Raw genomic sequence first — 14,446 nt, forward strand, 5'->3', positions numbered from 1 at the left:
AGGTCGCGTTATTTATAAATTAAACCATATACCACCCTAATAATCAGATAATAATATAATTTTAGAATCCAAAATTGACGCCTTAAAGCGGTCTTCTGAATAAATTTTGCCCGGTTGGAAAACATCGGATTCGCATCAATGAATGCATTAGCTTCCGGATACCATGCCAACCATCTTTCATACGATTCCACGTCGGTAGAAATCAGAAATGGTAATTTGACATTGAGTTTAAAAAATTGGACAAACATATCCATATTATCACCATAAATACCACGTATAAAATGGATAGTTGTATCGACATTATATTTAATATCCTCTAAATGTTGAGCTGTCATTTTCTTCGTGAAAGCATCATTATTCAGCTGTACATAGTGATACAACGCCTGTGGTAGATAAACCACTTTTTGCGCATAAGCGAATACCTTTATCATAGCCATATCTTCCCCCATGCCATGACCGTCCGGAAAATGGAGATTATGGTCTTTGTACAGCGAAGTCTTCACCAACTTATTCCAGACGTTGTACCGGATTTTACCTGCGAGAAGAAGTTCAACAGATGCTACAGACGTAAGGGAAGCCGAGCCCGGGTCTTGCGACATATACCGCTCGTTATTTTGGAAAGATAAATACCAATCGCACCACACGATGTCTGCGTTATTCGTTTTAGCGGCGTTATATAACCGCTCTATAGCCTCCGTTTCTAGCCAATCGTCTCCGTCACAGTGAAATACATATTCACCACTCGCCACAACCAACCCTGTATTTCTCGCAGAGGGCAACCCTTTATTCATTTTATGCCTAATGATTTTTACATGAGGTTTCCGCGAGGGATAGCGTTCCAAAACCCGGGAAACGATAGCCGAGCTTTCATCCGGAGAACAGTCATCAATAAAAATAATCTCGATATTTTCCATTGTCTGCTCAAGCAAATGTCTCGCACATTTCTCTACGAATTGCTGAACATTGTACATCGGTACGATTATGGAAACGGAATAACGCATCTGACAAAGTATCGATTTAATTATATTATTTTAATGTCTGTTGTATATCGGATTGCACCATCTCACGAATCAGTTCCGTAAGAGTATATTTAGGGCTCCAACCCAATACTGTTTTGGACTTGGTTGGGTCTCCAATAAGCAGGTCGACCTCGGTTGGTCGGTAATACTGCGGGTCAACCCGAACCACTACCTTCCCAATTTCCAATTGGTATTTCGGGTTATGACAAGATTTTATCCGAGCAATTTCTGCTGCGCCCGAACCCTCAAAGCTCAATTCTACACCAATTTCTTCAAATGCCAACTTTACAAAATCTCGTACCGATGTTGTCGTACCGGTCGCAATAACGTAGTCATCTGCATTGTTCTGCTGTAGGATTCTCCACATTGCTTCGACATAATCCTTTGCATGCCCCCAATCTCGCTTCGCCTCTAGATTTCCAAGAAACAAACATTCTTGTTTGCCGAACGCAATAGCGGCAACCGCCATCGTGATTTTACGTGTCACAAAAGTTTCGCCCCGCCTTGGCGACTCGTGATTGAATAAAATTCCATTGCAGGCATACATACCATACGCTTCGCGGTAATTCTTTGTAATCCAGAAACCGTATATTTTAGCTGCACCGTATGGAGATCTCGGGTAAAAAGGTGAATCTTCATCGTAAAAACCTCGTTCATTTTTATTTGCTGCCAACCCTCCGTATAGCTCAGATGTAGATGCTTGATAAATCCTTGTTTTCTTCTCCAAGCCCAGAATTCGCACAGCTTCCAAAATGCGTAACGTCCCTAAGCCGTCTACATTCGCTACGTATTCCGGCGAGTCAAACGAGACCTTAACATGCGACATCGCACCCAAGTTGTATATTTCATCCGGTTGTACTTCCTGTATGACACGAATGATATTCGTAGAATCCGTTAAGTCGCCGTAATGCAGTTTGAAGCTAACATACTGCTCATGCTGGTCTACATACAGGTGATCTATCCGTTGTGTATTAAAAGATGATGCTCTTCTTTTAATGCCGTGAACCATATATCCCTTTTCCAACAGCAATTCCGCCAGATAGGAACCGTCTTGCCCCGTAATACCTGTAATTAACGCTTTTTTCATATTTCTGTGTTCACAGTCTTATTTTTTCAAATACTTAAGCACGCCATAATAAGCTCCAGGCATCAATGCCCGAAAATAACCTGCAATTAATACCGGTATATATCGATAAGGAAAACAGCGTTTTTGAAAAAGCAATGTGTTATTTAGGTTATAACCCAAGGGTGATTTTAGAAATTTGATACGATCCCTTAATGACATCTCCCTAAACCTATCTCCGCTAGTTTTATAATGATCATTTTCACAGACCCCCACGTAATCTCGTAATATAAATACCGGATATCCGTGCTTATGGGCTAGATAAGTATAATCGTGATCGCCACCGCTATGGATATATTGATCGCAAAAAACACCTTCCGTTTCTACTACGTTTTGAGAGACATAGGTAACATTTCCATGAGCGGCCTGGCAATTTTCAAAAGCGTTATTCGGAATCAAAAATTTATCTTTAAGCGTCCATTTGCTTATAAAATTAAAACCGCCATAGCTTAATCCGGTTCTTGCCTTGTTATAGGTGGAGCCGACATAAATCCCCCCTTTACCAAAATGTCGTTTCGAATATTCATCAGCGGCTTTTAATTCCTTCCATAGATTGGGCAACAACAGCGTGTCGTTATTTAACCATAAAAAACCATCAAAGCCCCCTTCTGCTATTGCCTTACGCCAAGAGTTATTCATACCGCCATTCCAAAACAGCTGACCATTCCCGGATAATATCTCAATATCCTCCTTTAAGAATGTCTCTCGAATTTTATCCGTTGTTCCATCTGTACTTCCATCGTCGGTCAGAAACACTTTAAATGTCATCCCGAGGCCATCAATCTCTGCCTTATATAAAGAGTCCAAACAGATCAGCGTTTTCTCGATTCGATTAAATACGGTTATCAAAACTGCAATTTTCATCTTTTTAATTTTGTTTCTGTCTATGTTTGAAATATCGAAAAAGGATTTTCAACCGTTTCGAAAAAGACAATTTATCGTATTCATTTAGTCTGGAATAAAAAAAGTCAAAATAAAATCCGGGGTCGTAGTACACCGATTTTCTATAATATTCCCACCAAATATCAAAATTAGGACACCAGCTATTCCAAGGCTTAGGACCATTATAGTGAACGATACCCCATTCTTGCATATCACTTAGTTCTTTTGAGGTATAGATTTCTTGCTTTGTTCCTTTTACGGCCAATTTAAAAAGTTCTATCATCCCGCAGAAAACGGGAGACAATCGCTTAATCTTACCTTTACAGACAATATTTATAACATCCATATCTTGATGCTTGTAATTGTGTTTCGCCTCTTTTCTAAACCGGTCCACAATTTGATTTGCCCTTAGCAAAGCAGCATTAAAAATCAAGTTTCCAGACAATATATAATCTTGGGGATCTAGACCGAGACCGATTCTTCGCTGCACAGATTCTTGATATAGAAAACCTGGAGAAATAACGCCTGCGATATAGTATCCGGCCATATCGGTTACATCGAATATAGCAGACAAATCTGATCTAAAAATAACATCAACATCGTGGTACATAATCTTATCATACTCGGGAATAAGCTCAGGAATCAGTAATCGATAATAAGCAGGTACGGTTATCCCTCTAATTTCAAAAGCTTCCTGAAATTGATTTCCTACGCTTCTATAAGTGATATTGAAGTTAGTATACCTATCATAAAGGCGCTCCAAAATACCCAATGTAGGATAAACCGCCCGCTCGTCATGCAGAATAAAAATATCATAGAAAGTATCGGAATGGGCATTTTCCAATAAAGAGGTTATGCTCACACCCGCCGGCATTGCCAGATTATCATCGAAACAAAAAACAACCGGTATTTTTCTCATGACGGATATTTAGATTTTTCTCTTCTTATTCAATTCTTGATAAACTTCTTCCAAACTCCTTCGTTCTTTCAGATTGCGGTATGCCACGCTATGATGTGTCACTCTTTTTTCCTCGGGAGGCAACTGCATATAATTACCGTATACCTGGGTGAGCAATTTATCGTAACCGCTTGGCACACGTACTTCCATCCCTTCAAACGACATCATTACAACATCATCAAACCAGACTTTTGGCCAAAAAGCCTTGACACCAAACTGACTACCATAGCTTCCTACGTATTCTGCTTTACCATATTCGTAACGGGTCACGATATCGCGAAGCCGTTCACAAGTTTTCCAGTATTTTTTCTTTTTGTAAAAAGCACAGGAAATTTCATCTATAGCTGTTCGCAACTGAAATTTAGACAAGCGTTTAAATAACCATATAAAATTTTCTTTACTTGGCTTGGGTAAAATCATCAGTGTATTGGCAATACGTCTAAAAAGTAACCAGTCCGCTGCCCGCTGTTCCTTATCACCGGAAGCTCCATCCAAAGGAAATATGTCTACAAAACATCCAAACACACAGGGAATATGCTCAAATTCCAATAACGTGGTGTTTTTGTCACACATTTTGGTGAACGGCAAGTAGTATGAAGGGGTTTCACCCGGTACCATTAACTCATATTCATCCTGCTCGAGTTGCGAAAACAACGATAGAAACTTCTCATAATCCGGTCTGGGCATCAGTACATCAATATCATCGTCCCAAGGGATCAATCCTTGATGACGCACCACGCCTATAGCTGTACCTCCATGGCAGAAATATTGTAGATCGTGTTCTTCACAAATTTTGATAAAGGCACGAAAAACATCTACAATTTTTTGTTTATACATGAGCAGCCTCCATATATTCCTTTAGCTGTAGGAGAAGTTGATCATCAAAATCCAGCGTCAACAGTACATTTGCCGGCTTCGGCCAATGTTCATCCTCAAAGCGGTTATTCTTAAAGATCACCTCGCGCCCATACCGCGGTATGACATGAAAATGCACCTGTTTATCGACCATCATAAGCAACAAATAGTTAACCTTGTCTGGCGAAAACGTCTTAGCATATACTTCCTTTATCACTTTAAATGCCCGTCCTAACTCTTGCGATTCGCTATCTGTCAAGTCACCAATATCATAACACGGTCTATCTAAAGACAACACCAAAGAACCAATAGTAACCTGCAGCGGACGTAAGCTAATAATCCATGACCCCACCTTTTTTATGGTTAGGTTGACGATATCAAATTTTTGTTTAAAATCTTCCATATTATGATGTTTTGATTTTGTTTAATACTTCGCGCAGAAAAGTAGAAGATGTTCCTTCTGTATAGGGGAAGTATATCACCTGTATTCCAAATTCGGCAAAGTAATTTTCCAGTTTCCGCCCTTTTTCTGTTCCTTTCCAATCATCTCCTTTAAAGAATACATCAAACTTCAATTCCCTCCATGCAGCTATATTATCGATATCCTCTTTTGCTACTGCTTTATCTACATATTTTATACTATTCACGATCTCCAGACGCTCTCCAAAAGACAAAACAGGCTTTTTACCTTTCATTTCAAAGGCAATCTCGTCTGTTGTCACACCGACAATCAAATAATCGCAATGCTCCTTCGCTTTTTTCAATATATTCAGATGCCCGATATGGAATAGATCAAAAACACCGGTTGTATAACCAATTATCGTACTCATTATATTTAAGTTTTACTAGTTTGATATCGTTTTTTAACATTAATCCATAACCTAAGGAGACCCCATATCTTATGAATAGCAAGGAAACCGAGTATTTTATGTCTTATCCGTAACGTACTCTTATAGAGCAGACCGTTAGATTCCGGAAAAATACCGGCCCATTTCTCAAAATGGATTAAATCTATTGCATTCAACAATTTTCGTTTACTCCGAAACATAAAATCGTGGATATGGCTATCCAATACCCAATCCACATTTTTCTCTCGGAGAAAACATACAATATCCCGGGTATTATCTATTTCTTCGTAAACCCGGCAAGTATTCGTATCCCGGGTTATCGCCCCTGTGTTAAGCTGCATATAATGATAAAGTGGCTCTTCTACATGAGTGATATTATTACAGTAAAACAGCACTTTAATCAGTACATTTCTATCCTCTCCCAGATTACTACCGTTTAAAAACCTAATCTGATTTTTAGAAAATACTTGGCGTTTTATAAGTTTATTCCAAAGCATTCCTTTCATTTCACCCGTTATCAAAGCCTGTAAATATGTTTTGGGATCTTCGGCAACTTGTTGTTTATTTTCGTAGCTCGAGTCCGCAAACGTCATCATGAAATTGCACCAAACTAAATCGGCTTGCCCCGATTCCGCTGTGTTATACATTTTTTCAAACATCTCCCGTTCAATCCAGTCATCGGCATCTACCCAACCGATATATTTTCCTTTTGCGACATCCAATCCGGTATTTCTGGCAGTCGCAACGCCTCTGTTTTCTTGGTGTCGAATGATTTTGATATGCTGTTTACGAGCGGGATAGTTCTCTAGAGCCTGTTTCAAAACAGCTATACTATCATCAAGGCTACAATCGTCAATGAATATGTACTCGATATCTTCCAACGTTTGATCAAATAGACTTTGCGCACAACGAGCTATATATATTCCCACATTGTACACGGGTACAATAACTGATATCTTAGTTTCCTTAATCATCTAGAAACAATGTTTACTGTATTTATCCCTGATTGGAAAAGGAGCTGCCTTCAATAGTTTTTTTTGTATATCCATCAAAGAATTGTTGATTTTCGCAAGCTCTCCGTAATCATTAAAAAGTTTATACCAATGAGCATCGTCAGCCAATATATCATCAATATCTTTAAACCCATTATATATCGGAATATCCACGGAACTGAAATAATCATAAAATTTAAATCCGTCAGTGTCAATATAGCCATGTTTGATCCATAAAGCAGGGATTCCATATGCATGTGCTACAATAATACCATGCAATGAACTTGACAAGATATACTCACAAGATGTTATTTCACGGGTCACTCCGACAACGTCTTTCGTACGGAAATCAATGACATGATATCGCTCACCGTATGTATTCTTAAAGAAGTCTACCTCTTTCCAATGTGGTATCAAACCAAGTTTTATGGTTTTTATCTTCTGTTCGTTTAACCAAAGCGGAAGTAATAATGCAGGATCGCCATATATGCGAGTTGGAGATATTCCCTGTTCTTCAAGTTTCTGCTCGGTAAGTTTACCTCTAACTGCGTAGACCTTACCACCTTTAAAACTTTCGTTTTTATTCATAAAACCGGTTCCCCAGACTAGGCTTCCTTTTGGAAGCCAACTCAGGATCGAACCTATTCCACCATAAATCTTTTGAAATGGTAATATCGTCATCCTAATTTTAGCAATATCAAATTTGAGAAAAGCCATAAATCTCTCTTTCCGAGACATCGAAATGCCTTTACACTGAACCTGCTTACCGCTCAGCTCTTCGATGAGTCGAGGACTCAAAGCGTCTCCGTAATTAGCTTCTTTCCAATAAATAAGATTTATCTTCATCATAATAATTTCTTTTTGTCTTAAAATTTATTTGGACACCTTTTTTTTAACTGCTCCATCACTAGAAATCTCTCATTATGATTTATACCAAATAACCAGACGACTGAAGGTATCCCAATTAACACCGACAAACCCATGACGACAAAACGCAACTCCCCTTCCGGTAAATTCCAATAGAAAATTGCGGGAAGGATAGATGCTAAGACAAAGACGATAAGTACCTTAAAAATAACATGACGTATATATTCATTAACGTCCAGATCGATCATCGGCGTTATCAATACAACTCGGATACCGTGTCCTACACAGGCTATGACAAAGTGTACCACAAAAACCGTATATGGCGGGAAATCCAACGTCAAAAGAAAATAGGAAACTGGAACAATCAACAACAGAAATGTACCCAAAACAGACTGATACTTTCTAATTTTTCCCGTGGCTTTGGCGGAAATAATCAATGGGTTAGCTAGGCAGTCTATCAGTGAAATCAACAGAATAATTCGTAGAAAAGTAACCGTATATTCCGGTACAATTTTCAACCACCATACTAACAGTGCATGGGCTTCAAAAAAGACCGGTGTAGCCAATAGCAGAAAAAGAAAAAAAGACAACTTAGAACTGGCAAATAGCAGTTTATGCATATACACATAATCCTTAGCCGCATGACTTTTCATGAGCTGGGGATTAAGGGCCGTTTGAAAGCTCCCAATAAAACGAAGCGTTACACCCTGAACCTGGACGGCAATACCTCTTGCAGCGTTGATTGCCGGACCAAAAAACATATTCAATAATATATTGATGCCTTGCGAAAACAATATGGCAGCAAAATCTCCAAACAAACTCCACCCGGCAAAAGAAGACATCTCTTTAAATTTCTCTTTATCCCACGCCGGCTTCACCCTCGAAGCATGAAAATTCCGAAAACAATATTGCCAGTAAATGAATTGCATCAGTATTTGGATGCCCAGCAACAATACCGCATATAACTTCAATTTATCAGCGGCGAAGTAAGGTAACGCCAACACGACACCCAAGCGCAAGAATAGATCGATCAAAGAAAAATAGGCAAATATCCCCATACGCTCATGCGCAACAATCATTGCGTTGTATGGCACGTTGAGGATGTAGAAAAAAGCCGTGGCAACGGAGCAATGAAATACCCATACTGCTGCCTCCATACGGGCTTCCGGAATTTGCATCTTGTGCTGCAAAAACCAAATGCCAACTGGCTCAGCCAATAGCACGATAAGCACACCTAAAAGAATATGTATCGTTAACGATAACCCAAACACCTTCTTCAGTTGTTCCATATGGTCTTGTCCTAGTGCGACTGTTATAAATCTGCCGGTCGTACCGGACATGGACGTGTTTAACCAACCAAACATAGCCACAACACCTCCAACCACATTATAAAGTCCGTAATCTTCCACCCCAAGTTCATTCAAGACCACACGGGAAGTATACAACCCAATAAGCATCCCCAAAAACATCTGTACGTACAACATCAGGGTATTTTTAGCAATTCGTCCGGTCCTATCTGACATCACGTTTATTATTTTCTCCCAAATTCCTCTTCCAACATATTCCTCAGCCCCTCCTCCATGGTATACGGCGGAACAAAACCCGAAGCCATGGCTTTGCTCGAAGAAAACTGTGTCACGGCACAAAACTTCTTCACCCGAACCGAGCTGATGTTTAATTTTTTACGTGTGATAAATGCCAACACATCAAACCCATACCCCCCCAACATACCCAGCCAATAGGGAATCCGAACGGTCGGGATTTTCTTTCCTACAATCTGTCCGGTATGGTGTACCAGGTCATTTGTGGTGAAGTCCGGTTTATCGACATAATTGTATACCTCATATCCGGTTTTCTCCTGTTCTATCAAAAACCAGATAAACGCTACGATATTCCCGATATAGGACATTGATTTTTTGTTACGGCCCCTTCCGATCATCAAAAATCTACCACTGGCGATCTGTTTCAACAAATTATAGACATTACCGCGATTTCCTTCGCCGAAAATAACCGTCGGTCGTATGATATTAATATCCCAATCGAGATGACTGCGATGCCAAACGTGTAAAACCTGTTCCGCCTGCCATTTACTTTTCCCATAATCGTTAAAAGGATCAATAGGTGCAGATTCATTAGGATTATCTCTGTCTAATCCATACACGGCGACTGAGCTGGTAAAAATCAATCGTTTAATACCATTAGCATCCATGGCTTTCAAGGTATTTCGCATCCCTTCCACATTGATATCGTAATAGAGCGATACCGGACTTACATCATCACGATGTTCCGCAGCCAACAACACCACGACATCGCTACCTTTAGAATGATGTGCGAGCGTTTGCCAATCCATCACATTTCCAATGCGTGTCAATTCCGGATATTTCTCGCTGTTGTTTTTATCAATATTCAACACTTCAATATGCGGAATTTCCAGCAACTTATCTATTAAGCGCGTACCAACAAAACCGGAACCACCGATGAGGATTATCTTCATTGAATTTTCTTATACAGGTAAATTGTATCCGCTCTAAATTCGAGCGTATGTAATCAAATCAAGGCGCATGTAATACACCCTTGCGCTTTCTTTCGGTATTGCTTCTGTAAATTTGTACAGACACTATTACTTGCGTTTCCGCATCTTGTTTTTTAATATGTTTTTGTTCGATTTTCTCAAATATCCAATGAACTCCCAGCCATAATCCTATATCACAAAGGATAACAAGGTTATTACTGATCAATTCCACCATCACGATATTAAACAGACAGAAAACCAATACAAGCCCCAATATGGATAACATTGCCGCCCGATGCGACATGCCCATGCGTAAAAATTTATGATGCAGATGATTACGGTCCGGTTTAAAAACCGGCTTCCCAACACGCCAGCGTACAAACATCACACGCGCTACATCCATAACCGGGATAATGAGTGTGGAAAACGCAACAACAATGGCCCCCTCTGAAAATGGCCTGATATAGGTGTTGTTCATGGCAAAACTAATGGCCAGAAAAGCTATAGAATACCCTAAGGTCATACTACCCGTATCTCCCATGAAGATTCTCCTGCGACGACGGGTCGCACCAAATACATTATAATAGAAAAACGGGATTAATACACCCAGCGTAATAAAAGCAAACAGTGCGTGCCACCAAGCACCGTAATACATAAATAAAGAACCCAACACCAAACACCCCATCGCTACTACGCTTGAACAAAGCCCGTCCAAGCCATCAATAAGATTAATGGCATTGATAATCAAAACAACCATAAACATCGTCAATGGTATCCCTATCCAAGCAGGGAGAGAAACGATAAGCCCTACACCATAGAGATCATTAATCCATAGCCCGGAAAGGGGGAAGAAGGCAGCGGCTAAAATCTGTGCAACAAATTTCCACCTATAGCTTACACCAATAAGATCATCAACGACACCAACCATGAACAACATTCCTAAACCACATAACAGCATCATGAAACTTGGAAGCAATGCCCACGACTGTACCCCCATTTCCATATTTGCAATCTTGATCACAAAAACAAGTGAAACCACAAACAAAAAACATTGTATAGGTACAAAAGCAACACCTCCTAAGCGGGGAACGATGCCTTGATGCAACTTACGGCCATTCACCGGATCAAAAAGTCGTCTTTTGTACGTTACCAACATAATAAGCGGAATCATCCCCCTGCTTAACAGCAAGGCAATAAAAAAACAGCCTATCACAAGTAAAATTTGCATTGTTCTGGTTAATTTTATTTATTGTTATATAAGGGCGTATCCAATACGCCCTTATATATTACTTACCGATAACAATTACCGCACGACTCAAACGTGGGTCATCGTAATACATATTCTCGACACCTCCCTCATGCGCCGTACGCAATTGCGACGGATCAACACCAAACTCTTCTACTAATACTTTCTTGATTGCATCTGCACGGTTACGGCTCAACAGCTCATTACGAGCCCGCGTACCAGTACCTTTATCTGCATAACCAGTAATCGTATAGACCACCTCTTTGTTTCCTTTCTTTATGGTTTCCGCAAAGAACCTTAAGTTTACGCGGGCTTCGTTGCGCACGTCCCAAGTGTCTATCTTGAATGTTACTAGAATCGGCGCAGCCAATATTCTGTCCTTAAACTGAACATCGGTAACTACGTCACCTTTCGCATTCGCCAACTGGCGTTTCAAGGCTTCGTTATCTGCGGCTAATTTTGCAACGCGATCACGCAATTCATTCAAAAGGGTTTCATCATAGCTAGTTTCAATAACGGTTGTGGATGGCTTATCCCAGCCACGTTTGTTAAACTTATATGCTAGCCCAAGTAATGCACTTGCCTGTCCGTCCTGTTTACGGTTCCCGACTTCTCCATCAAAACGATCACTGACCATTGCGCCCCGAAGATCCAGCGTTAGATCCAATGATTTCGCTAAACGGAATGTATTATAGATACCGATATTGGCGCTCACTTCACCTTGTTTTGGCTCATCGTTTGTCACCATCCAGCCCAAGCCTACATAAGGACTGATGTTGTAGAAACGTTCTTTGTAGCCGCCGAAAATATTCGTCAAGTTAAAAAGTGCATCACCATAGATATGAAACGCGTTAAATTCCTGATGTTCTAACCAGTAACCATCCCAGGGTTTGCCATCGTAACGCTCACCGGTAGAATGCACACCGGATGTCATCCATGGTGCGTTTTGGGTCAACCCTTTGATCTTGCCGTAGCTACCGCCTAAACGAACTCCCAATCCCGGGCTAAACCACTTCCCTAGATAGGCTGAAAAATGAGGAGTAACACGCTCTCTCACTTTGGCTTGCTTATCGTGGTCACCAAAAAATATGGATGCACCGACGCCGGCACCAAAGATCCAGTTGTCACCAAAGCGGTTGGTAACGACTTGATAACGATCGGTTGAGACCGTCACCGTGGTATCATGCTTTACCGATAGCGATTGTGCATGTACAGCACCCGTACCACCCAAAGCGAATAGCGATAATATTATAAAATTCTTCATCTATAATTAATTTGTGATTATCTTATTTCTAGTTTAAGTACCCCCGGAGGGGTGACTACATTAAGTGTCATTGCTCTCTTTTACCAAACCTCTGCAAACAAGAAAGAGGAGTAATGGAGATTAATTACAAGGGGCAATCCGCTTACCTGTCACTTGACCATTGATATAAGTTTGTCCGGCTATGGTTTGCGTTATGGTTACCTTATTATTGGTGTTGCCACTGGTCAGCCAAGTCACGTTATTAAAGGATGTGCTATTAAATAATTCCATTGGATAGAGATTGAGGTCGGAATTGCTCTTACGTCCTTCTATGCTCACGACACCGGACGCTGATATGCTCACCCGAATAACCGGATTAGCTACGGTTCCGTTAGTAATATTGTGTATCGCGGAAACAGAACCAACACCATGTTCTCCTCCTCCGTTGGTAAACCGGATATTACGACCGTTAGTCCCTGTACCTTGAAATTGTATTTCTTTCGTCGCTATTTTATATGTTGTGGTATTTTGCTCGTCAGTTGGCTCATTAATCGCCATATTGAACGAATTATCCAAGCTGGTGATATTCATAACCACACCGGCATTGGCTGTTGGTGCAAACTCGTACGTACGACCGATAACTTGACCGTCAAGATTAGCATTTCCCATCTGATTTCCATTCCTCCAATCCCTAACAAAGCCAAGTAAAGTTGTCCCTCCAGAACAGTCGCCCTGCGATATACCATAATCATACCACGTAAAGAAGTTGACGAATAGGAGATAGAATCTAACCCTACATGCCCCTCCCACGGATCTATCCATTGAAAAAGACTCTGGTTGTACTTCAAACATACAATTCCCTTTATCCAACTCCAAAACCAGATTGTATTTCACCCCGGGCTCAATCTTTACATTGGACACGGAAAAAGGCTCGCTCCTGCCTAAGCCGGCTATCTCAATATATTCCACCTCAAGGGTAGCTGTAGTGGTCGAACTACGGAGAAGCGCAGTAACTGAACTGTTGACCTCCGTCAACGCTGTTGAAATGGTCGGAAAAGTAACCGCTTTATCTTGAGCAGATCCCGTGTAAGTTATTACTCCATCAGACAGCTTTATTGTACCCCCACCGTGGGTAGCATTCTTAAAAACAACATTACCAACTCCTGTTATCGAATTCAGACCGATCCCCGTGCCATCAAGAACAGTGGTAATCTCGCTCAGCTTGTTTTTCAGCACTACAGTCAAATCATTATTACCCGCCGCAAGCCCCACTGTCTCTACATAATGCATAAACTTCTGTGCATTTATCTCCACCAAGGCATTAGCGAGTGGCGTATTAGCAGCAAGGTTTGGCAACGCCGCTGTACCTGCCGAATAAGCCACAAACGTATAGTTCGTTGTTGTACCTGTCGCGTCCAAGGTGAATTCGTCAAACGAAGAAGAGTTTGCGTCTACCGTTTTTTCAATGCGCTTCACCTCGTTGCCATTCGCATCGTAGACCAGCAAACGGTAACGCGTGCCTTCCGACAATCCATCTCTCACCTCTTGAGCAGCTGCCTTAAGCCCACCTGCAGACTGCCGGAGAGCAACAGGCGCAGCTTGTTGTTCCGGCACTAATTTTGCAACGATGTTTAATCCATTGCTGAGCGGTATGATCTGGGTCTGAGTCTCCAATCTATCATCGGTATTTTTTGTAGCTCCAGAAATAGAAGCTTTTGATTTTGAAACCCCGCTGTTTCCTATAGGCTGCTCAAAACCACTAGTCAAACTGACGCGCATTTTTATACCGTCGTAAACGGGTTCTATCCCTGTATCATTTTTACAGGAAACCACAACAAAAAGTGTCAATAACAGACACCATATTGCATTATATCTTATTGAGTTCGTTTTCATTTTTTCCT

Annotated in this window: 14 protein-coding genes; all 14 read right to left on the reverse strand. The window is 40.8% G+C overall.

Features of this window, described 5'->3' with window-relative positions; translation table 11 throughout:
* Positions 1–8 precede the first annotated feature (8 nt).
* The 14 genes from H8B21_RS13045 to H8B21_RS13110 all read right to left on the reverse strand — a co-directional run bounded on the left by H8B21_RS13045 (position 9) and on the right by H8B21_RS13110 (position 14,438).
* On the reverse strand, positions 9–1,001 hold the full coding sequence (locus H8B21_RS13045) for a glycosyltransferase family 2 protein (protein ID WP_190314215.1): 993 nt from the start codon (positions 999–1,001) through the stop codon (positions 9–11).
* Between the two features lie 25 nt (positions 1,002–1,026).
* Complete coding sequence (gmd, locus tag H8B21_RS13050) at positions 1,027–2,106, reverse strand: GDP-mannose 4,6-dehydratase (protein ID WP_190314216.1); 1,080 nt, start codon at positions 2,104–2,106, stop codon at positions 1,027–1,029.
* 18 nt (positions 2,107–2,124) lie between these two features.
* Positions 2,125–3,006 (reverse strand): glycosyltransferase family 2 protein, encoded by an 882-nt coding sequence (locus H8B21_RS13055; RefSeq protein ID WP_190314217.1) that lies wholly within the window; start codon positions 3,004–3,006, stop codon positions 2,125–2,127.
* A gap of 4 nt (positions 3,007–3,010) precedes the next feature.
* Positions 3,011–3,943 (reverse strand): glycosyltransferase family 8 protein, encoded by a 933-nt coding sequence (locus tag H8B21_RS13060; protein ID WP_190314218.1) that lies wholly within the window; start codon positions 3,941–3,943, stop codon positions 3,011–3,013.
* Between the two features lie 9 nt (positions 3,944–3,952).
* The gene (locus H8B21_RS13065) at positions 3,953–4,819 is read right to left on the reverse strand and encodes a LicD family protein (protein WP_190314219.1); all 867 of its coding nucleotides are present in this window, start codon (positions 4,817–4,819) and stop codon (positions 3,953–3,955) included.
* Positions 4,812–5,240, reverse strand: a complete 429-nt coding sequence (locus H8B21_RS13070; RefSeq protein ID WP_190314220.1) for an HIT family protein — start codon at positions 5,238–5,240, stop codon at positions 4,812–4,814. Before H8B21_RS13070 ends, H8B21_RS13065 begins: the two co-directional genes overlap by 8 nt.
* A gap of 1 nt (position 5,241) precedes the next feature.
* Complete coding sequence (locus tag H8B21_RS13075; protein WP_190314221.1) at positions 5,242–5,667, reverse strand: adenylyltransferase/cytidyltransferase family protein; 426 nt, start codon at positions 5,665–5,667, stop codon at positions 5,242–5,244.
* Between the two features lie 5 nt (positions 5,668–5,672).
* Positions 5,673–6,659 carry a glycosyltransferase family 2 protein gene (locus H8B21_RS13080; RefSeq protein WP_190314222.1) on the reverse strand — a complete coding sequence of 329 codons (987 nt, stop codon included), beginning with the start codon at positions 6,657–6,659 and terminating at the stop codon, positions 5,673–5,675.
* Positions 6,660–7,526, reverse strand: coding sequence for a polysaccharide pyruvyl transferase family protein (locus H8B21_RS13085; protein WP_190314223.1), 867 nt, complete (start codon positions 7,524–7,526; stop codon positions 6,660–6,662). It lies immediately after the preceding gene.
* Between the two features lie 17 nt (positions 7,527–7,543).
* On the reverse strand, positions 7,544–9,067 hold the full coding sequence (locus H8B21_RS13090; RefSeq protein ID WP_190314224.1) for an MATE family efflux transporter: 1,524 nt from the start codon (positions 9,065–9,067) through the stop codon (positions 7,544–7,546).
* Positions 9,068–9,075: 8 nt separating this feature from the next.
* Complete coding sequence (locus H8B21_RS13095) at positions 9,076–10,038, reverse strand: NAD-dependent epimerase/dehydratase family protein (RefSeq protein ID WP_190314225.1); 963 nt, start codon at positions 10,036–10,038, stop codon at positions 9,076–9,078.
* 58 nt (positions 10,039–10,096) lie between these two features.
* Entirely contained in the window at positions 10,097–11,284 is a 1,188-nt protein-coding gene (locus H8B21_RS13100; RefSeq protein WP_190314226.1) for an MraY family glycosyltransferase, read from the reverse strand.
* Positions 11,285–11,342: 58 nt separating this feature from the next.
* Entirely contained in the window at positions 11,343–12,566 is a 1,224-nt protein-coding gene (locus tag H8B21_RS13105; protein ID WP_190314227.1) for an OmpA family protein, read from the reverse strand.
* 120 nt (positions 12,567–12,686) lie between these two features.
* Positions 12,687–14,438 carry a hypothetical protein gene (locus H8B21_RS13110; protein ID WP_190314228.1) on the reverse strand — a complete coding sequence of 584 codons (1,752 nt, stop codon included), beginning with the start codon at positions 14,436–14,438 and terminating at the stop codon, positions 12,687–12,689.
* Positions 14,439–14,446: the final 8 nt, after the last annotated feature.

Source organism: Sphingobacterium chuzhouense (assembly GCF_014692525.1).
Classification (GTDB): Bacteria; Bacteroidota; Bacteroidia; order Sphingobacteriales; family Sphingobacteriaceae; genus Sphingobacterium; species Sphingobacterium chuzhouense.